The organism is Mesorhizobium sp. LSJC285A00 (assembly GCF_000503155.1).
Taxonomy (GTDB): Bacteria; Pseudomonadota; Alphaproteobacteria; order Rhizobiales; family Rhizobiaceae; genus Mesorhizobium.
Genome location: NZ_AYVK01000021.1, coordinates 21,879 through 42,330 on the forward strand (window position 1 = coordinate 21,879; position 20,452 = coordinate 42,330).

Below are 20,452 nucleotides of genomic sequence, written 5' to 3' on the forward strand. Positions count from 1 at the left end.
ACAAGCCATTAAGGCGTCACAGAATGCTTGAAACCTCCATTCCGGCCACATTTGAAAATTTTGACGAGCAGGGCTACCTGCAAGCCAATGCGGATGTCGCTGTCGCGGTCAGAGAGGGGCGGCTGAAGAGTGGGAGATATCATTTCGAGATTATTGGCCATACAGAAAACCGTCAGATTGTTCGGGTGGCCACAATTGTCGAGGCGAGGAAACGGAAGCTCTCTCGCATCGTGAACTTACTTCAGTGGAGCGAGGTGCCTCCTAGGCTTCCTACCGGTGGGTACAATTGTTTGCCGGATGAACTCGCAGAAATAGCCGGAGTTGTGCCGACGGAATCCGTATCTCAGCACGACTACATCGATATGATAAAAGACAAAATAGAGAAGGATGAGGACAAGTTGTTCCTCGACGCGGGAGCTGGATTCAGGCCAGTATATTATAACAACGTGGTAAACCTAGAGATTGTCCCATACGCGACCACCGACGTCTTGGCTATTCTCGAAAAGATACCGTTTCGTGACGGATCTTTCGATTTCGTGATCTCTAATGCGGTACTGGAGCATGTGCGAGACCCATTCGCGGCTGCTCGTGAAATGGCCCGCGTGCTTAAGCCTGGGGGGGAGATGTTCGTCCACGTCCCATTCCTGCAGCCGTACCACGGGTATCCACATCATTATTATAATATGACGAAGGACGGTCTTCGCAATCTTTTCGACCGCGACATGGAAGTTCTAAGTCACACAGTTCCATTTTATTTTCACCCCGTTTGGGTTGCGAGTTGGTTTTTTAACTCTTGGGCAAATGGCTTGTCGGCCAAAACGAAGGAATTCTTTGAAAAGTTGACTATAAAAGAACTTATGAGCTTTGCAGTTAAGGATATGAAACAACCGTATGTCCAAGAGTTAAATGAGAGTAAACAATTTGAATTAGCTTCGGGGACCTTTTTGATTGCTAGGAAGAGATGACGCGTTCCATGACACTAATCTTGACTCTCACCAGCCGCGAGGTAGTAGGTCGCTATCGTGGCTCTACTTTCGGCTTGTTGTGGTCGTTGCTCAATCCCTTGCTCATGCTGGCGGTTTATACCTTCGTGTTCGGTGTGGTGATGAAATCACGCTGGACCATGCCTGATCAACAGAGCGCGACCCATTCCACAGGCGAGTTTGCTGTCATCCTGTTTTGCGGGCTGATCGTCTTTCAGTTCTTTTCGGAGGTGGTTTCGCTGGCGCCCGGGCTGATTGTGGGCAACGCCAACTACGTCAAGAAGATCGTCTTCCCGATCCAGATCCTGCCGGTGGTTTCAGCGGGCGCCGCATTGTTTCATGCAGCCGTCAGCCTTCTGGTTCTGCTGGTCTTCGCCTATGTGGTTTTTGGCCATGTTCCGCTCACGATAGTGCTGGCACCTGTGGTTCTGGCGCCTCTCATTGTGATGGTCCTCGGTATCGCGTGGGCGTTGGCATCGATCGGCGTCTATTTTCGCGATATGAGCCAGATCGTCGCTCCTCTCATGACCGCGACCATGTTCCTGTCGCCTGTCTTCTTCCAGAGAGCGTCGCTACCGACCTGGCTGCAGCCCTGGCTCTCGCTCAACCCGCTCGCAATCCCGGTCGAGAATTTCCGCAACGTGGTCCTCTTCGGCGTACAGCCGAACTGGATGGCGCTCGGCTCCTACTCGATCATAGCGATTGTGATGGCGTTTTTGGGCTATCAATTTTTCCAGAAGACTCGCAGAGGCTTTGCCGATGTCCTCTGACAAGACCGAAGTTGAGACGGTTGGCCGTGCGTCAGACATTGCAATCCGCGTGCGCGACGTGTCGAAACACTATGTCATGTTCGAGCGGCCGGAAGATCGCTTCAAGCAGATGATTGTGCCTCGGCTCGAGCGTCTGGTGGGCCGCCCACCGCGCCGCTACTTTCGCGACTTCGCGGCCTTGTCCGGCATTTCCTTCGACATTGGCCGTGGCGAAACAGTTGGCATCATCGGCCGCAATGGCTCCGGCAAGTCGACGCTGTTGCAGATCATCTGCGGCACGTTGCAGCCGACCAGTGGCTCGGTCGAGGTCAATGGCCGGATCGCCGCGTTGCTTGAACTTGGCGCCGGCTTCAATCCGGAGTTCACCGGCCGTGAAAACGTCTTCCTCAACGCCTCGATTCTCGGTGTGCCACGCAAGGAGATGGAGTGGCGTTTCGACGACATTGCGCGTTTCGCCGATATTGGACCTTTCATAGATCAGCCGGTAAAAACCTACTCGTCGGGCATGTATGTGCGGCTGGCCTTTGCCACGGCTATCAATGTCGACCCCGACATACTGGTGGTGGACGAAGCGCTGTCAGTGGGGGATGAGGCGTTTCAGCGCAAATGTTTTGCCCGCATCGAGGACATTAAGGACAAGGGCGGAACCATTCTGTTTGTCAGCCACGCCGCGTCGACCATCGTCCAGCTGTGCACGCGCGCGCTGCTCGTGGATGCGGGTGAACTCATCCTAGAAGGACGGCCAAAAGCGGTGGTGGCGCAATATCAGCGGCTGGTTAACGCCAGCATAGAGGCGGCGAAAGAAATCCGCATCGGGATTATGGCGCCTAGAGCTGATTCGCCGACTGCCCAGGCGGCAGCTGATGGCAATTTCGAAGACAAGCCTGCCGCTCCCGATCCTAAATGGGCAGCGAAATCTCCTGCTGCAGAGGTCTCTGATGCGGTCGTCGCGTCACCTATCGAGGCCGAACCGAACGACACCCCTAGCCAGTACGCAGACTATTACGATCCCAACCTCAAGTCGAAGTCCACAGTTTACCTTGAAGAACGAGGCGCCCGCATTCGGGATCTTCGCGTTCTGACTCTCAGCGGCGAGGAGGTGAACGTGTTGCAAATGGGAAAGCGGTATGTTTTCGAATACAAAGTTGACTTTTCTTCTGACGCAAGGGAGGTCGGCTTCGAGTTCCTGTTCAAAAGCGTAACAGGCCTAGTGTTGGGAGGTTCAGACACGCACCGAGTAAAAAGAGAAAGAACTCGGTTTGTCAGTTCCGGCGCGGCGACGACAGTAGGTTTTACTTTTAACTGTATCATGTTGCCGGGAACCTATCTCGCAAGTGCTGGCGTACGAGGTCTGGTGAACGACGAGTTGTGTATGCTTCACAAGATCATTGAAGGCGTTCTCATACGCGTCGCCAGCGAGCCAGACCTTGCTGCAATCGGCTACGCAAACCTGGACGCAACACCGCAGGTGGCTTTGTCTTCAGCAGAGTTTCCAGAGCGCTGAGCGTTTCGGCTGCTTTGAATTTGGTGCGTTCGACAACGTCCAGTAGCAGATCGCGTTTGCCCCCTTCAATGAGGTCTAGGGCAGCGCGGGTCACCTCATCTTCCTTTGCGTGCTCAATCCGATAAACAAATGGCCATCCAGAGGTAGAAAGTAGACTTGTCAACTTTCCACCTCCGCGAATTTGGTCGATCGCGATGAAAGGAACCTCATTGCGCATCGCCAGGATTGCGCCATGAAAACGGGATGTGAGCACGAGATCGCAAGACAAGTATAGAGCCTCAATTTCAGCAGGTGCACGGCCTGAACGGGTCAAGTGGTGCTCTATCTCAACCGTTTTCACCTGATAACTTTCGGCCAGGCCACCGAGCACATGCGCAATGAGGGCGCTTGTGCGATCGTGGAGTGAACTTAGAGGGCCATACTCACCCTGCTCACCGCGAAGCGCCAAGCCGACAACAAGCGGCTCATTTGATCCACGCACGCGCTTGGGAGCGACTCGCCAAGGTGCGAGAATGGCGACGTCCTCAAAGCGCCGATCGCCTCCTTCTCGCGCCAACGCAGCGTCGAACGGCTGGACGTAGTTGATATGACTTCGGCCAAACAGGCTAATACTGACCCCGATTTTTCCGATCGATGGAAACCGACGAATTATTGTGTCTACGATCGGATGACCCTTGATCATCGGACCGCAAACGAAAACCAACGTGGCGTAGTCACTCCCGTCGAGTTCGTCCAGCGTCACCCTCTCGCCGGGAATCTCAAACGCGGCACCGGCGGTTAAATGCCTAAAATTCAACCCTAAAGCTTTCAGACGCGCAGCAACACTCTGTACGGCATACAAGTCTCCGATGGTCCCATTATCTTTCAGTGAGCCATACCAGCACAAAAGAATCGGCGACTCGTTGGCCTCCGTGCTAACGACCGAAGTATGTCGGCCGATCGAATGTTGGACCACAGTACTGGAGAGGTTCCTGTCGAAGTCGCAAAGAAATTGGTACACACTTCCGTCGCGCACGGCGCTATGGTTGATTTTGTGCGTAAGTTTTAGTATTGGAAGCTTGGCAAAAGATATGACCTCTCGATCCAATTCCGAAGCCGCACCAAGTAATCGAGTCTCATAGGGCGCAAATAAGTGCGGCCCATCAGCCGATATCTTCGGCACAGCATCCCACAACCTGCGAAACTTTCTGTTATGTTGATAAGCTACGCCAAACAGATGATGGAACCAGAAATAGTCCGGATCATCTGATCGGTTTTCCCAATGTTGGTAGACTAACCGGCGCCACTCGTGAGCTAAGTAGGACGACTGGCTGGCCGCGAGAAACCACGAAGATAGCATTCGGGTAGGGGCGGGCCGCTCGAAGGCAAAGAAGCTCTCTGACATTAAGCCACCAAGCCACTCATCGAGAGGCTGCAGGCAATAACAAGTAGCATCGACCCAAACTCCCCCATAACGGCACAGGAGTTCGATGCGCACGATATCGCTGTAGGTTGCATCGGAAAACGATCTAGAAAGGATCGAACTTGGATCGTTTACGTCGGGCAAAAAGTCCGCCAGAGCCCCCTTGGCTAGGATCTGAATCGTCCAACCGGGGTTCATTCTCTGCCAGGACGTCACACACGCCTTCACGATCGGTGGCGCGGTGTCGATGCCTTGCAGCCACAATGTCCAGATAGTTTTAGGTACGTTCATCTCGTTTGCAGATTTTGCCCTTATCTCTCACGTAGGCTACTACCTGCTCTGTCCCTTCTAGTTCAACCCTTGTGTGGCCGGGATATCTCATCCCATGCCCACAAGCGAAAAAAATATCTGGCGGCGTCCCCGACTCCACGCTATGCGATACAAAGCGGCGGGGCTGGGGATTGGCACTCTAAACAGGTGATCGGTGACGGGTTTCCGTCGCTCTCGCACTACGTTAGTGTCCAAGTCCTTGCGCCTGGAGTTCAGTACTACCCAATGACATCCTATGTAGAGGTCGTGTCCGGACTTCGGCCGAAGATGCGGCGCGCCATTATAATGATCCAGGATCTGGTCATGGTCCTGGTCGCGGTGGCGCTGAGTCTGGGGCTTTCTCAGTCGAGACTTTCATTCGACGCGCTCTCCACGGCCGGCCTGGCGTGCTGGGCAAGTATTGTTTTTCTCAGCCATATGCTGTTTCGCTATTGCGGCCTCTACAACACCGTGTGGCGTTTCGCCTCCACGCCGGACTTCTTCAACATCCTGAAGAGCTGCGCCATCCTGACCGTCACGCTCTATGTCGTCTCGCTGGCGGTTCGATCGTTTCAGCCGGTGACCGGCCTCAACGAGCGCCAGTTCATCGTCTTTTTCCTCGTCTCCTTCACCATCATATCGGCGCCTCGGCTCTATTACCGGTTCCTGCGCGACGGGGCGAGCTGGCGAATCCTGAGCCGCAACGCAAACAATGCGGCGATCAAACAAGCGCTGTTCGTCGGCAGGCTTGGCGAAGCAGACGTCATCATCCGCTTCACACGCACGGCCGAGCCGGCCGAATATTCCATCGCCGGCATCATGGCCATCGAGAACGGCGCGCCGTTGGGCACGCAGATCCAGGGCGTTCCGGTGGTAGCCGTGCGGCCCCGCCTGGTCGAGGTCCTCGAAGAATATGCAAGAGGCACCAAAAGCCTCGACATGCTGATTTTCGGCAATGGCACCGAACGCGAGATCGAGGAATATTCGGAACTGGTCCGTGTCGCCCGTCACAGCGGTATCGCCGTCGTCCAATTCTCCGGCGTTTCGGAGCTCGGCCAAGGCGGAAAGCTGGTACTCGACGCTGTCGAGATGGAAACCATCCTGCGCCGCCCCACAGTTGCTTCCGATATTGAGCGGATCGGCGGCTTTATCGGTGGCAAGCGCGTCCTGGTCACCGGCGGCGCCGGCTCAATCGGTCGCATCCTGGTCAAGCGGTCGCTGGAACTTGGCGCCGAGGCGGTTCTGGTCGCCGATATCTCGGAGTTCGGTATTTTCCAGCTCGACCAGCAGGTTGACGAAAAGGACCATGTCCGGCTCAAGAGCCGCATCGTCGATGTCACAGACCGGCGCCAGATCACCCGCGTCGTCAGCGATTTCAAGCCCGACATCATCTTCCATGCCGCCGCGCTCAAACATGTGCCGCTGCTCGAGGAAAATTGGGAATCGGCGATCCAGACCAACATTTTGGGCACCCTCGTCTGCGCCGAGGTTGCCGCCAAATGCGGGGTGCCGCAGTTCCTGCTGATTTCCAGCGATAAGGCGGTCGATCCGACCTCGGTGCTCGGTATGACGAAACGCGCCGCCGAGCAGATCGTCTCTTCGCTGCACGAAACGCACGCCACCGGGGCCAGCGGCCGTCGCTCCGGCACCAAGTTCATCGCCGTGCGGTTCGGCAATGTCTTCGGCTCCAATGGCTCGGTCGCCACCATCTTCCAGGCGCAGATCGAGGCCGGCGGTCCGGTCACCATCACCGATCGCCGCATGACCCGCTACTTCATGACGGTGGCCGAAGCCGTCGACCTCGTCATCATGTCGGCGGCCGACGCCGAGCGGCGCCAGGGCAAGGACGACTACGCCATCTACATGCTCGACATGGGCAAGCCGGTGCCGATCCTCGAAGTCGCTGAAACCATGATCCGCATGGCCGGCAAAAGCCCCTACACCGACATTCCGATCCGTTTCACCGGGATCAGGCCGGGCGAGAAGCTTCACGAAGTGCTGCATGGCGGCAATGAGGAGATCGTCGCGCTGGATATCCCCAAGATCTTCGGCCTCAGGACCGATGTCGTGGGATGGCCCAAGGTCCAGGCGGCGCTGACATTGCTGCAGGCGGCCATGCGCGATCAGGACAAGGCCTCGGCGCTCGCCGTCATGGCCGGCCTCTATCAGGCGGAAGAGCCTCCAAGTGAGGCACGCCGGGAAACCGTTGCGAAAACAGTCGGGCAAGCTGGTTAGAGCAATTCCAAGAAAAGTGTGGAGCGGTTTTCTGTCCGGGATTGCGTCAAAACAAAGAGCCTGTCCTGATCGACCGGGATTGGCTATTGAAACCGATCCGATGGCCGTTCCCAGGCGTTTGCAGATGATTTTGAACCAGTGAGCAGACAAGATCAGCGCGTGGCCGTGCTGCTGGGCACGAAAGATGGCGCGGCTTTCCTTGACGAGCAGCTCGCGTCGCTGGCTGCGCAATCGCATCCTGTTGTCGACCTCTGGGTTTCCGACGACGGTTCGACAGACGGCACTTCGGCCATTATCGGCGCCTGGCAGAGCCGCTGGTCCAAGGGCCGGTTGACCCTGTCGAATGGTCCTCGCCAAGGCTTTGCCGCCAATTTCCGCGCGATGATCATCGATCCGCGCATCGAGGCCGACTACTACGCCTTCTGCGACCAGGACGACATCTGGGAGCCGGACAGGCTGGAGAGCGCCATTGCCTGGATGCAAGGGCACGACGCCGGAACGCCGCTGCTGTTTTGCTCCAGAACCGCGACCATGTCCGAAACCGGAGCAGCGCAAGGGTATTCGCCGCTGTTCCAGCATCCACCCGCATTTCGCAATGCGCTTGTGCAAAGCATTGCCGGCGGCAACACGATGATGATCAACCGCGCCGCGCGAAAGTTGCTGGCAAAGGCATCGGCACGGACCGAGTTCGTCAGCCATGACTGGTGGACCTATCTGATCGTCACGGCTGCCGGCGGCATTGTCCGCTATGACCCGCGACCGCTGGTGCGCTACCGCCAGCATGAGGCAAACTTGGTCGGCGCCAACGTGTCGTGGAAGGCGAGGCTGTCGCGGCTGGGGCGCCTGTTCAGGGGCGAGTTCGCCGTCTGGACCGATCACAATCTGAGCGGCCTGGCGGTCAATCGCGACATCCTCTCGAGGGATGCCGCCGCCTGTCTCGGCCTGTTCATCAGGGCACGAAAGGGCGGTATCCTGCGACGCCTGCGCCTTCTCAGGAAAAGCGGCGTCTACCGGCAGACGCTGGCTGGGACGCTTGGGCTCTATCTGGCCTTCATCTGGCGGCGGATCTAGAGCATGCAGACACGGCCATGAGGGAACCCAAGCGAGCTTTCGACCTGGCGGTGGCGGCGCTGCTGCTGCCACTGGCCTCGCCTTTCGTCCTGCTTGCCATGCTGGCAATCAGGACGACGTCGCCTGGACCGGCACTCTTCTCTCAAACCCGTGTCGGCCAGCACGGGGTGCCGTTTGCCTGCCACAAGCTGCGCACGATGGTTGTGGGAACGCCGTCTCTGCCCTCGCATCAGGCGCCGGCAATTTCCGTCACTGCCGTCGGCAAGGTGCTGCGGAAATTCAAGATCGACGAGCTGCCGCAGCTCTGGAACGTGCTCAAGGGCGAGATGAGCCTGGTTGGGCCGCGTCCATGCCTGCCCACGCAAACCGAATTGATCGAACGCCGCAGGCAATTGGGTGTGCTTGCCGCACTTCCGGGCATTACCGGGCTGGCACAGATGAAAGGCATCGACATGTCGGATCCGAAACTCTGCGCCGAAACGGATGCCGAATATCTCAGGGGAGCCTCGATCGGCCTCGACGTCAAAATCCTGCTTGGCACAATCTACCGGACCTGACGGGCCTGTCGTGCAAGTTCCTCAATCCGGCCGAGCGTGTCGGTTTCCGGCATCCAGCCTTCCGAGATCAGCAGTGACGGGTCGCAAATCTGTGTCGCCATGGAAGCGTCGTACGCTGCTTTTCTGCCAAGCAGTGTGGCGAACAGCCTGAATGGCCAGGCCGGCACAGGAACGAGCCGGGTCGGAACGTCGTATCCGTGCCTGAATGCAGTCAAGATTTCGAACATCGCAACGGGGGAAGCATCGCCCAGGACATAGGTCGGGCGCGGTGGCGTGGGGCGAGTCAAAAGATGCGCCACGGCGCCAGCCACCGCGTCGCGCGATATCAGCGAACGAACTGCGGTGAAAGCGCCTAAGGGCAATGGTAAGGCAATGGCGGCAGCCCGCATCATTCCACGCAGGTTTCCCTTCATGCCTTCGCCATAGACCGGCGGCAGGCGCAGCGCCGTGGCATCGGAGGGCCTGGACGCATAGGCTTCCAGTGTCTTGATCTCGCCTTCGCGTTTCGAGCGCCCGTAGGCGCATTGCGGGGCAGGGAGCGTCGCCTCGCTGATCGTTCCGCTGAAACCGGGACCGGCTACTGCCCGGATCGACGACAGATAGATGAAGCGCCCGCTTGTCCGCGAGGCGGCCGCGCGCGCCAGCTGCGCGGTCAGTGTCGCGTTGGCTGCCATGAAGTCGGCTTCGCTCGCCTTGCGGTCATTGTTGAGCGCCGCACAGTGGACGACATGGGTGATATCTCGCATCAGCGCCTGGTATGCCTGAGCCGGTGCGTCGAAGTCCGGCAACAAAACCGCATCGCTCACGGGATCGAGCCGTTCCGGGTGGCGCGATGCCATGCGCACCCCGAACCCGGCTTCGCGCAGCTGGTTGACGACCTGCCTGCCGATGAAACCCGTCGCGCCTGTGACCAGCACTTTCACGGCCGGCTTGCCTGGGGCGCCGGGGCCTGTTGTTCCGGCAGCATTTGTTGCCGGCCCGATGCAAGATATGTCCCGGACACCAGGAACACCATCAGTGTGGCATCGAGGATGTCGTGGCCGATCAGGATGCCGGTCAGGCCGCCGATGAGGTAGGTGATCGCAGTGACGACAATCATCGTGGCGCCGAACCGCTCGATCGCGTCCGTGCTGGTGCGCAGCACGATGGCCGCGTTTCTCGCGGCAACGAAGAACACAGCCGCGAGCGTTACGGCTCCAAGCAGCCCGGCCTCCACCAATGCAGTCAGGAAGCCATTGTGAAAATGGCTGAAGCCCGTGGACGGCATGTGGAACTGATTGTGGAATCCATCCTTTATCAGCTCACGGCTTGCAGCAATGCCGTGACCGAAAATCGGCATGTCGTGGAAGGCGCTCAGCCCAATCTGCCAAAGTGCTGCGCGCAAGCCGAGCGCGGTCGTGTGGTCGCCCTTCGTGGCGAGCGCATCCCAGTCGCTGAACAGGAAGGCCGCGCGCTCGGAAATGATGGGGAGACCAATGACCGCGATGACGATGCCGATCGCGCCCGCAATCAGCAAAAGCCGAATGGCGTTTCTGTTGTTGAGCTTGCGACGGTTGATCAGCAGGACCGCGATGCCGGCCACCAGCATCGCCAGCCAGATGATCCGCGACCCCGAACAGACAATGGCGACCGCGCCGGCCAGTGTCGCGCAGGCCAGCAACGCCCTGTTCTTTTCGACACCCGATAAGGCGCCTGCCAGGCACATCATCATGCTGAGGCAGGCGACGGTCGCGAACACGATCGGATTGCCGGCGCCGCCTTCGGCCCGTATGCCCAGCCCGTGATATTGCACGACCGCCAGCAGCAGGGCGCCAAAACAGGCGGCGGCGCTCGCCAGCACGACGATGCGCGTCAGCGTGGTTTTCTCGGTAATGCTCCAGGTCGCGTATGAGACAGGGAAAAACAGGAAGGTGATCAGCCCTGCCAGATGCGGCGCATCCCTGGCGATCGAATTGTTGACGATGGAGGCGAGCACGCTGGCTGCGCAATAGGCATAGATGGCCACCGTCATCGCGGTCATCGGCCGGTCGATGTTGAAACGCCGTCTTTTCAGCGCAAGCAGAAGCACCGACCACAGGCCGCCGCCATTGAACAAAAAGCTGACCGCCGATCCCAGCACCGGCGGGAAAAAGAAGCACAGAATGGAGAAGGTGATGTTGATCCGTGACGGCGAAACGTGCTGCTTGATGGCGGAAATCGGGGTCAATGCTCTGGTTCACAATGCGCTGGGTCGCTTGGCGACGGACGATGTTTGGCGGCGGCATTTGCGGCATGCCGCCCGGCGCAGGTTCAGGAGCCGGTATAGCGGCTGGGTGCGGTTTTCGAAAGTGCGACGAGGTCGGGCCGGCGTTTCTTTCGGTCCAGGCAAGATTTTTCCCGGCCTTTGAATGCTATCGCTCCGTCGGGCAGGAATTTTCGGATTCTAGGCTTTTCATGGAAAATTCGTTGCCGATCGGTGTGGCCGCCGGCCTTTCCAGCGTTGTTATATCAGGTGGCGATCTGCTAGAACGCCGGCACGAACCGATAGTGTCCAGCAGTGAAGCTTGAACCGGGCGGCTGAAAAGGACGCCCGATCCATCTGATGCAAGGTCTGGATTGCACGAGAGAACGCTCACAGTCCATGAACATCGCGCTTACGCACCTGCAGCGGCTCGAGGCCGAGTCCATCCACATCTTCCGTGAGGTTGCCGCCTCCTTCTCCAAGCCGGTGATGCTCTATTCCGTCGGCAAGGATTCCTCCGTGCTGATGCATCTGGCGATGAAGGCCTTCTATCCGGCCAAGCCGCCTTTCCCCTTCCTGCATGTCGACACCACCTGGAAGTTCCGCGAGATGATCGCCTTTCGCGACCAGATGGCGCAGAAGCTCGGCTTCGACCTGCTGGTCCACGTCAATGAAGACGGCGTGCGCGACGGTATCAACCCCTTTGACCATGGCTCGAACACCCACACCCATGTCATGAAGACGGTGGCGTTGCGCCAGGCGCTCGACAAATACGGCTTTGACGCTGCCTTCGGCGGGGCTCGGCGCGACGAGGAGAAGTCGCGCGCCAAGGAGCGCATCTTTTCCTTCCGCAACGCCCAGCATGTCTGGGACCCGAAGAACCAGCGGCCGGAGATGTGGAAGATCTTCAACACCCGCATCGCGCCGGGCGAATCGATCCGCGTGTTTCCGCTGTCGAACTGGACCGAGCTCGATATCTGGCAGTACATTCTGCAGGAAAACATCCCGATCGTGCCGCTCTATTTCGCCAAGGAGCGGCCGGTGGTCGAACGCGACGGCATGCTGATCATGAAGGATGACGATCGCATGCAATTGCGCCCCGGTGAGACGATGGAGAACCGTCTGGTGCGTTTCCGCACGCTCGGCTGTTATCCGCTGACCGGCGCCATCGAATCCGACGCCGACACGCTCGAAGCCATCGTCGGCGAGATGCTGACGGCGCGCACCTCCGAGCGCCAGGGCCGCCTCATCGACCGCGATGAAGCCGGCTCGATGGAAAAGAAGAAGCGCGAGGGATATTTCTGAGCATGCGCCATATCCTGGCCAAGAGCCTCGCTCCCACCGACGGCGTGCGCGAATACATGGCGGCGCAGGAGAAGAAGTCGCTGCTGCGCTTCCTCACCTGCGGCTCGGTCGACGACGGCAAGTCGACGCTGATCGGCCGTCTTTTGTCCGACACAAAGCAGATCTTCGAGGACCAGCTCGCCGCACTCGAGCGCGATTCCCGCAAGCACGGCACCACTGGCGACGACATCGACTTCGCGCTTCTGGTCGACGGCCTCGAGGCCGAGCGCGAGCAAGGCATCACCATCGACGTCGCCTACCGCTTCTTCGCCACGCCCAAGCGCAAGTTCATCGTCGCCGACACCCCCGGCCATGAACAGTACACCCGCAACATGGCGACCGGCGCATCGACTGCCGATCTCGCCATCGTGCTGATCGATGCGCGCCAGGGTGTGCTGCGCCAGACCCGGCGCCACTCGATCATCGCTTCGCTCCTCGGCATCCGCCATATCGTGCTTGCCGTCAACAAGATCGACCTCGTCGATTTCGACCAGGCGGTGTTCGACCGTATCGTCGAGGATTACCGGCAGTTCTCGCACGAGCTCGGCTTCCAGACGATCGTGCCGATCCCGATGTCGGCCCGCTATGGCGACAATGTCACCAGCCGCTCCGGCAAGACGGCGTGGTATTCCGGCCCGTCGCTGATCGAGCATCTCGAAACCATATCGGTCGACGAGGCCGCGGTCGAACTGCCGTTCCGGTTTCCGGTGCAGTATGTCAACCGGCCCAATCTCGACTTCCGCGGCTTTGCCGGCACCATCGCGTCCGGCTCCGTCGCGCAGGGCGACGAGGTGGTGGTCGCCAAATCCGGCAAGGCCTCGCGGGTCAAGCGCATCGTCGCGCAAGGCGGCGATCTTGCCCAGGCGGTGGCCGGCCAGGCCATCACCCTTGTGCTCGATGACGAGGTCGAGGTCTCCAGAGGCAACATGCTGGTGTCGCCGGCGGCACGGCCGCAGGTCGCCGACCAGTTCGCCGCCAACATCGTCTGGTTCGACGAGGCAGCGCTGCTGCCGGGACGCTCCTATATACTGCGCACCGAGACCGACCAGACCAGCGCCACCGTCACCGACCTGAAATACCGCGTCAACGTCAACGACTTCGCTCGCGAGGCGGCGAAGTCGCTCGAGATGAACGAAGTCGGCATCTGCAATATCTCGACCCGGGCGCCGATCGCCTTCGACACCTTCGCCGACAACCGCGATACCGGCGCCTTCATCCTGATCGACCGCATCACCAATGCCACGGTCGGCGCCGGCATGATCCTGCATTCCTTGCGCCGCGCCGAAAACATCCATTGGCAGTCGCTCGATGTCGGCAAGCGCGGCCGCTCCGACCTCAAGAGCCAGCGCCCCGCCGTATTCTGGTTCACCGGTCTTTCCGGCTCGGGCAAGTCGACCATCGCCAATCTGCTTGAGAAGAAGCTGTTCGCTTCGGGGCGTCACACCTACATTCTCGACGGCGACAATGTCCGCCACGGCCTCAACCGCGATCTCGGCTTCACCGACGCCGATCGGGTCGAAAACATCCGCCGTGTCGCCGAAGTGGCAAAGCTGATGGCCGATGCCGGGCTGATCGTCATCGTCTCCTTCATTTCCCCCTTCAGCGCCGAGCGGCGCATGGCCAGGGAGTTGATGGCCGACGGCGAGTTCGTCGAAGTGTTCGTCGATACGCCGTTCGAGGAATGCGCCCGACGCGACCCGAAAGGCCTTTACGCACGGGCGCTGAATGGCGAGATCAAGAACTTCACCGGCGTCGATTCCCCGTATGAAGCTCCCGAAAATCCCGAAATCCATCTCAAGACACTCGGCAAGACGGCCGAGGAGATGGTAGAGGCTCTGGAACACTGGCTGAATGAGCGCGACATTGCCGAAGACCAATATGACAGCGGCGGCGGCATCTGACGACGAAGTGATGCTCGACGTGTTCGAGCGCCTGGCGCTCGAAGCCGGACGCGAGGTGATGCGGGTCTTCAAGGCCGGCTGCGCGGTCGACAGCAAGTCGGACTCCTCGCCGGTCACGGAAGCCGACCGCGAGAGCGAGACGATCATCCTCGCCGGCCTGCGTGCGGCCTATCCCGATATTCCCTGCGTGGCCGAGGAAGAGGTCGCCGAAGGCATTGTGCCGCCCGATCTGGATGGCGCCTTCTTCCTGATCGATCCGCTCGATGGAACGAAGGAATTCGTCAACCGCCGGACCGATTTCACCGTCAACATCGCGCTTGTCAGGCACGGCGTGCCGGAGATCGGCGTCGTCTTCGCACCGTGCAGCGGGCGGTTCTTCTCTGGACGGCCGGGCTGGGCCGAAGCAATCGAGGTCGATCGCGACTTCCGTATCGTCGGCCGCCGGCGGATTTCGGTTAGGAGGGCGGTCACGCCGCTGGCGGTCGTTGCCAGCCGCTCGCACAACACCCCGGAGACCGAAGCCTTCATCAAGGATCTCGGCGCCGCCGAGATCGTCTCGGTCGGCTCATCGCTGAAATTCTGCCTGCTCGCCGCAGCCGAAGCCGACATCTATCCGCGCTTCGGCCGCACCATGGAATGGGACACGGCGGCCGGCGACGCCGTACTGCGCGCCGCCGGCGGCATGACGCGCACGCTGGACGGCGAGCCGCTCACCTATGGCAAGCGCAAACAGAGCGACGACGAGGATTTCGCCAACCCGCATTTTATTGCGAGCGGGAAGGCGGCGGACGCGGCGTAACTTACGCCGCCGCTACATGCGCCGAGTTCGAGCCAATGTAGTTGCGGATCGTCTCGATGATGCGGTCCTGGTCGGCTTCGCTGAGATAGGGATGCATCGGCAGGCACAGGATGCGCTTCGGCAGTTCCTCCGAAACCGCAAGCCCGGTCGGCGTGCGCGGATAGTCGCGATAGGCGACCTGCTCGTGCAGCGGCTTCACATAATAGATCACCGAAGGGATGCCCTTTTCGCCGAGATGCGCCCTCAACCCGTCGCGCTTCGGCGTCTCGATGGCGTATTGCGCCCAGGCCGAGCGGCCACCGCCCAGATTGCGTGACGCCTTGACGATGTCGCCGAGACCTTCGGCGTAGCGCTTGGCCACCACCTGGCGGGCGACCATCTCGTCTTCGAGGATGGCGAGTTTCTCGATCAGGATCGCCGCCTGGATCGTGTCGAGGCGTGAATTGATGCCGACGCGGACATTGTCATACTGCGTCTCGCCCTTACCGTGGAACGCAAACGAGCGCAGCTGGTCGGCCAGCGCGTCGTCATTGGTGAACATCGCGCCGCCATCGCCGTAGCAGCCCAGCGGCTTGGCCGGATAAAAGCTGGTCGAGCCGACATGGCCGAAGGCGCCGCACATTGTGCCGTCGGCCGAACCGCCGATCGACTGCGCCGCATCCTCGATCACCAGCAGCCCTTCGCGCTTGGCAATCGCCATGATCGCCTCGTAGTCGGCGGAGAGCCCGAACAGATCGACGGGAATGATCGCCTTCGGCTTCAGCCGGCCTTCCTTCTTGATCATGGCGATCGCCGCCTCGAGGCTGGCGATGTCGATGTTGTAGGTCTCGGCGTCCACATCGACGAAAACCGGTTCGGCCTTGGCAAGCGCCACCACTTCCGCCGTGGCGGCAAAGGTGAAGCTCGGCACGAACACCGCGTCGCCGGGGCCGATACCGGCGGCAAACAGCGGCAACAGCAGCGCGTCGGTGCCGTTGGCGCAGGCCACGACATGCTTGGTGCCGATATAGGCTGCGAGCTTGTTTTCGAATTCGGTGACTTGCGGTCCGAGGATATAGCGGCCTTCCTCGACGACATTGTCGATCGCGGCCTTCAGCCGGTCGCGGATACGTTCGCGCTGCGCGCCAAGATCGATGAACTGCATGTCGGCCTCAAAACGGTGTGGTGCGGGCTGCCCCGGGGACAATGACACGCACAGAAACAACAACTTAACCGGGCCGCTGGTACCAGAGTTGGGCCGGTCTAGAAAGCCGGACCGGCCGCGGGACGGGTTGTCTAGGTGTCGCAGCCTGTTACTTCAGGCTTTCCCTGCATTGCCGCAAGATGCCGGAAATCCGGGCTTCGCCGCCTATTAATCCGGCTAATTCAGTGCGTCTTTCCGGCTCGCGGAAACATAAAGTGATCGGCTGCTTGCAGCGGCTGGCGGCGGACTAAGCGTGGATCAGGCGATTTCGTGCCGCCAGGGCGGGTTGGCGCCGGCCCGCGACACGGTCACCGCCGCCGCTTTGGCGCCGAGGGCCAGCGCCTGACGGATGGCGTCCTCCGAAAGGCCGCCGATCCCGGCCTTGGTGAGCAGGCCTTGCTCGTGCAGCGAGGCCAGAATGCCGGCATTGAAAGTGTCGCCGGCGCCGACCGTGTCGACCACCTCGACTTTCTCAGGCGTCACCGTGACCTTGTGTTCCCTGCTGTAGCCGACGGCACCTTCGCTGCCGTGGGTAACGACGATCAGCTTCGGGCCGCGATCCAGCCAGTTGCGGATGACGTCCTCATGCAAGCCGGCCTCGCCGAACCAGTGCAGATCCTCATCCGATAGCTTCACGATGTCGGCCATCGCCATCATCGAGCGGATGCGCCGGAGGTGCTTGGCTTTGTCGGGGATGAAGTTCGGCCGGATGTTGGGGTCGAGCATCATGACGCGGCGTTCGTGCTCGCGTTTCATGAATTCTTCGTAGGCAGCACCCGCCGGGTCCGAAATCAGGCTGATGGCGCCAAACAGCATGGCTTCGATCTCGGCGCCCAGTTTCGGCAGATCCTCTATCGTCAGCATGCGCCCGGCGGTGTTCTCGTCGTAGAAAGTGTAGGTCGCCTGGCCGTTGGTGAGCCGCACGAAGGCGAGCGTGGTCGGGCGAGGGGAGGTATGCGCATAGGTGGAGCTGACCTTGCTTGCGCCGAGCGCCTCGCGGAACTGGCCGCCGAACAGATCCGACGACAGGCCGGAAAAGAAGCCGGCGGGCGCGCCGAGGCGGCCAAGCGCGATCGCCGTGTTGAACACCGCGCCGCCGACATAGGGCGCAAAGGCCGGCTCGCCCTGTGTCGTGGTGCGCGGCAGCATGTCGATCAGGGCTTCGCCGCAGCAGAGGATCATGATTTCTTGTTCTCCGGCGGATAGATCACGCCCTTGCGGATGATGATGTTGGCATAGAGCCGGGGTTCGCTGGTCGCGACGATTGCATATGCCGACCGGACGCGTGCATAGAAGTCGGCGCCCGCCAGCGCAACCACCTTGCGGCCCGGCGCGCGCCTGGTGCAGATCGTTTCGATTTCATGGTGGACCGGATCGGCAACCGAGGGATCGCCTTTGACCGAGGCACGAAACAGCGCTTCCGGCACGAAGTCGTCTACCGGCAGCACGCTCAAAATGGCGTCGAGCACCGGAATGAGATGATGGCCGTCGGCGCGCACCAGCCGGTTTGCCTGCTCCTCCGCCGGATAGTTGCCGTCGACAAGCGCGATCTCGTCGCCATGGCCCATGGCGCGCAATGTCGCCAGAAGCTCCGGACCGAGCAGCGACGGAATACCGATCAGCATTCAGGTGCTCCGGGAAATGGTGGTCGAACCGATGAGGAAGCGTTCGGACAGCGGCAGGCTGGCGCCGCCCAGCGCCCGGGCATGGATGCCGACGGTGCCTTCGCGCACCACCGGAAGCTTCAGGCCTTCGCCGTCAATGGTGCCGATCGCCTGCCTGACGGCATCGACGAGCCGGCGGCGTACGGCGAGCGGCATCCAGCCATCGATCACCGCGGCCTCGAAATCGATCACCGAGGACGCCGCGACAATGGCGTAGGCAAGCGCCTGCGAGGCGGTGGCAATCCAGTCGTCCAGATCGGCGCCGATCTCGCCCCATTCCTGCGGCGAGGTCCAGAGATAGGAGCCGTCAATGCCGCGTCCGTTAAGCGCCTTTTCCAGCATGGCGATCGAGGCGACGTCGATGAGCTGCGTCGGCTTGCCGTCTGGTCCCGGCACCGGCATCGAACCCAGCGCCCCGGCATTTCCGGTTGGCCCGCCGAACAGCCGGCCGTTGAGCACGATGCCGCCGCCGGCAAAGGCGCCGATATAGAAATAGACGAAGTCGCGCGCGCCGCCGGTCTGGCCGAACACCAGTTCGGCGCCGCAGGCGGAGGTGGCGTCATTCTGCAGATAGACCGGGAATTCGCACTGCGCCTGGATGTCGGCACGGATGTCGCGATGGCGCCATTCGTCCATGATGTCGCGCGGCGCGCCGGCGGTGTCGGCCCAGTTCCACAGTTCGAACGGCATGGCGATGCCGAGCCCGGCAATGCGCTTGTCCTGCGCAGGTGTCAGTTCGGCGCGCATCGTCTTCATGCCTTCGGTGACGAACTCAACCGTCTCGCGCGGCGCCGGATAGCGGTAGGAGTGCTGCAGCATGGAACGCACAGTTCCGAGGAAATCGATCAGCACCAGTTCGGCGCTGCGGCGGCCGATCTTGAGGCCGATGAAGAAGGCGCCTTCGGGGTTCAGCGCCATCGGGATGGAGGGCTGGCCGATCTTGCCGCGCAACGGCGCCTGGCGCAGCAGCAGGCTGTCTTCCTCCAGTTCGCGCATGATGACCGAGACGGTCTGCGCTGAAAGCCCGGTCATGCGCGCAATGTCTGATTTGGCCAAGCTGCCATGCTGGCGAACCAACGACAGCACCAGCCGCTCATTGTGGTCGCGCATGCCGCTCTGGTTGGTGCCACGGTGGAGACGGCTGGCGGCCGCCTCGGGCGAACCGTGCCTCGCAATGCCGGTCTCCACCCTTGTTCCTTCCCTTGGTTTATTCTTACTGCTTTTGCGGCAGAATGAGTGAACCGCGCAAAGCTGTCAATAATAAATAAGAGTGATTTAATTATTGACAGGCGGCTCCCGCTGGTGTCATTTGAGGGCGCGTCCACACTGGGAGAACTTCAGTGGATGCGCTTGAGATGCCGGTTGGCGGCATCCGCATGGTTCCATGGGAGGAAGATCGTGACCAAAGCTTTATTGAAGTCCACCGTGTTCGCCGCGGCGGGCCTCGGCCTGATGGCGTTTGCTTCGACAGCATCGGCCGCCGGCGTCGGCGCCTGCCTGATCACCAAGACCGACACCAACCCCTTCTTCGTCAAGATGAAGGAGGGCGCGACCGCCAAGGCCAAGGAACTTGGCGTCGACCTCAAGACCTATGCCGGCAAGATCGACGGCGATAGCGAGAGCCAGGTGGCGGCGATCGAAAGCTGCATCGCCGACGGCGCCAAGGGCATCCTGATCACCGCGTCCGACACCAAGGGCATTGTGCCGACGGTGAAGAAGGCGCGTGACGCCGGCCTGCTGGTGATCGCGCTCGATACCCCGCTGGACCCGATCGATGCCGCCGACGCGACCTTCGCGACGGACAATCTGGAAGCCGGCAAGCTGATCGGCGCCTGGGCAGCCGCGACCCTCGGCGACAAGGCCAAGGACGCCAAGATCGGTTTCCTCGACCTGACCCCCTCACAGCCGACCGTGGATGTGCTGCGCGACCAGGGCTTCATGATGGGCTTCGGCATCGACGTGAAGGATCCCAACAAGATCGGCGATGAGGACGATGCCCGCATCGTCGGCCACGACGTCACCAACGGCAATGAAGAAGGCGGCCGCAAGGCGATGGAAAACCTTCTGCAGAAGGACAACTCCATCACCGTCATCCACACCATCAACGAGCCCGCCGCTGTCGGCGCCTACCAGGCGCTCAAGGCGGTCGGTCTCGAAAGCCAGGTGCTGATCGTCTCGGTCGATGGCGGCTGCCCCGGCGTGAAGTCGGTGACCGAAGGCGTCATTGGCGCCACCTCGCAGCAATACCCGCTGCAGATGGCGGCACTCGGCATCGAGGCGATCGCCGCCTTCGCCAAGGACGGCGCCAAGCCGAAGCCGACCGAAGGCAAGAACTTCTTCGACACCGGCGTCAACCTCGTCACCGACAAGCCGGCCAATGGCGTGAAGTCGATCGACACCAAGGAAGGCCTCGCCAAGTGCTGGGGCTGATGGCTGTCTGACAGCCAGCGACAAGCTGACGGCCGGGGGCTTGATCCCCGGCCGCTTCGGGTGGACGATGCGTCACGCG

17 protein-coding genes are annotated in these 20,452 nt (G+C 60.7%); 10 read left to right on the top strand and 7 right to left on the bottom strand.

Annotated features, from left to right (window positions below; translation table 11 throughout):
* The first annotated feature begins 23 nt into the window (after nucleotides 1-23).
* Genes X726_RS151365 through X726_RS151355 form a run of 3 tightly spaced genes read left to right on the top strand, consistent with a single transcriptional unit; the run spans nucleotide 24 to nucleotide 3,257 of the window.
* Complete coding sequence (locus X726_RS151365; RefSeq protein WP_023670708.1) at nucleotides 24-965, top strand: class I SAM-dependent methyltransferase; 942 nt, start codon at nucleotides 24-26, stop codon at nucleotides 963-965.
* A gap of 20 nt (nucleotides 966-985) precedes the next feature.
* Entirely contained in the window at nucleotides 986-1,753 is a 768-nt protein-coding gene (locus tag X726_RS151360) for an ABC transporter permease (RefSeq protein WP_245272131.1), read from the top strand.
* Nucleotides 1,743-3,257, top strand: a complete 1,515-nt coding sequence (locus tag X726_RS151355) for an ABC transporter ATP-binding protein (protein ID WP_023670710.1) — start codon at nucleotides 1,743-1,745, stop codon at nucleotides 3,255-3,257. Before X726_RS151360 ends, X726_RS151355 begins: the two co-directional genes overlap by 11 nt.
* On the opposite strand, the gene X726_RS1000000169135 is transcribed toward X726_RS151355, so the two are convergent.
* A complete protein-coding gene (locus X726_RS1000000169135) occupies nucleotides 3,154-4,974 on the bottom strand; it encodes a capsular polysaccharide synthesis protein (RefSeq protein ID WP_280940457.1) in 1,821 nt (606 codons plus the stop codon). The genes X726_RS151355 and X726_RS1000000169135 overlap by 104 nt on opposite strands.
* Nucleotides 4,975-5,214: 240 nt before the next feature.
* Here X726_RS1000000169135 and X726_RS151350 point away from each other — a divergent pair, with 240 nt between their 5' ends.
* The 3 genes from X726_RS151350 to X726_RS151340 all read left to right on the top strand — a co-directional run bounded on the left by X726_RS151350 (nucleotide 5,215) and on the right by X726_RS151340 (nucleotide 8,831).
* The gene (locus tag X726_RS151350) at nucleotides 5,215-7,203 is read left to right on the top strand and encodes a nucleoside-diphosphate sugar epimerase/dehydratase (RefSeq protein ID WP_031197112.1); all 1,989 of its coding nucleotides are present in this window, start codon (nucleotides 5,215-5,217) and stop codon (nucleotides 7,201-7,203) included.
* 138 nt (nucleotides 7,204-7,341) lie between these two features.
* The gene (locus X726_RS151345; protein WP_023670713.1) at nucleotides 7,342-8,274 is read left to right on the top strand and encodes a glycosyltransferase family 2 protein; all 933 of its coding nucleotides are present in this window, start codon (nucleotides 7,342-7,344) and stop codon (nucleotides 8,272-8,274) included.
* A gap of 17 nt (nucleotides 8,275-8,291) precedes the next feature.
* Nucleotides 8,292-8,831 carry a sugar transferase gene (locus X726_RS151340; RefSeq protein ID WP_023670714.1) on the top strand — a complete coding sequence of 180 codons (540 nt, stop codon included), beginning with the start codon at nucleotides 8,292-8,294 and terminating at the stop codon, nucleotides 8,829-8,831.
* On the opposite strand, the gene X726_RS151335 is transcribed toward X726_RS151340, so the two are convergent.
* Nucleotides 8,819-9,754 (bottom strand): NAD-dependent epimerase/dehydratase family protein, encoded by a 936-nt coding sequence (locus tag X726_RS151335; RefSeq protein WP_023670715.1) that lies wholly within the window; start codon nucleotides 9,752-9,754, stop codon nucleotides 8,819-8,821. The genes X726_RS151340 and X726_RS151335 overlap by 13 nt on opposite strands.
* The gene (locus tag X726_RS151330; RefSeq protein ID WP_031215046.1) at nucleotides 9,751-11,037 is read right to left on the bottom strand and encodes an O-antigen ligase; all 1,287 of its coding nucleotides are present in this window, start codon (nucleotides 11,035-11,037) and stop codon (nucleotides 9,751-9,753) included. Before X726_RS151330 ends, X726_RS151335 begins: the two co-directional genes overlap by 4 nt.
* Before the next feature lie 414 nt (nucleotides 11,038-11,451).
* Between X726_RS151330 and cysD the strand changes: the two genes are divergently transcribed.
* The 3 genes from cysD to cysQ are packed head-to-tail and all read left to right on the top strand — an operon-like array spanning nucleotide 11,452 to nucleotide 15,096.
* Nucleotides 11,452-12,357: a sulfate adenylyltransferase subunit CysD gene (gene cysD / locus X726_RS151325; protein ID WP_023670717.1), complete on the top strand. Its 906-nt coding sequence runs from the start codon at nucleotides 11,452-11,454 to the stop codon at nucleotides 12,355-12,357.
* A gap of 2 nt (nucleotides 12,358-12,359) precedes the next feature.
* On the top strand, nucleotides 12,360-14,297 hold the full coding sequence (cysN, locus tag X726_RS151320) for a sulfate adenylyltransferase subunit CysN (RefSeq protein ID WP_023670718.1): 1,938 nt from the start codon (nucleotides 12,360-12,362) through the stop codon (nucleotides 14,295-14,297).
* Nucleotides 14,298-14,307: 10 nt separating this feature from the next.
* Entirely contained in the window at nucleotides 14,308-15,096 is a 789-nt protein-coding gene (gene cysQ / locus X726_RS151315) for a 3'(2'),5'-bisphosphate nucleotidase CysQ (protein ID WP_031215047.1), read from the top strand.
* 1 nt (nucleotide 15,097) lies between these two features.
* Here cysQ and X726_RS151310 read toward each other — a convergent pair whose 3' ends face one another.
* The 4 genes from X726_RS151310 to X726_RS151295 all read right to left on the bottom strand — a co-directional run bounded on the left by X726_RS151310 (nucleotide 15,098) and on the right by X726_RS151295 (nucleotide 19,131).
* Entirely contained in the window at nucleotides 15,098-16,240 is a 1,143-nt protein-coding gene (locus X726_RS151310) for a DegT/DnrJ/EryC1/StrS aminotransferase family protein (RefSeq protein ID WP_023670720.1), read from the bottom strand.
* A gap of 297 nt (nucleotides 16,241-16,537) precedes the next feature.
* Nucleotides 16,538-17,461, bottom strand: coding sequence for a carbohydrate kinase (locus tag X726_RS151305; RefSeq protein ID WP_023670721.1), 924 nt, complete (start codon nucleotides 17,459-17,461; stop codon nucleotides 16,538-16,540).
* Entirely contained in the window at nucleotides 17,458-17,904 is a 447-nt protein-coding gene (locus X726_RS151300; protein WP_023670722.1) for an RbsD/FucU domain-containing protein, read from the bottom strand. The genes X726_RS151305 and X726_RS151300 overlap by 4 nt, the downstream gene beginning before the upstream one ends.
* On the bottom strand, nucleotides 17,905-19,131 hold the full coding sequence (locus tag X726_RS151295) for an ROK family transcriptional regulator (protein WP_023670723.1): 1,227 nt from the start codon (nucleotides 19,129-19,131) through the stop codon (nucleotides 17,905-17,907). It abuts the gene before it with no gap.
* Nucleotides 19,132-19,356: 225 nt separating this feature from the next.
* Here X726_RS151295 and X726_RS151290 point away from each other — a divergent pair, with 225 nt between their 5' ends.
* Nucleotides 19,357-20,373 carry a sugar ABC transporter substrate-binding protein gene (locus tag X726_RS151290; RefSeq protein ID WP_023670724.1) on the top strand — a complete coding sequence of 339 codons (1,017 nt, stop codon included), beginning with the start codon at nucleotides 19,357-19,359 and terminating at the stop codon, nucleotides 20,371-20,373.
* Nucleotides 20,374-20,452: the final 79 nt, after the last annotated feature.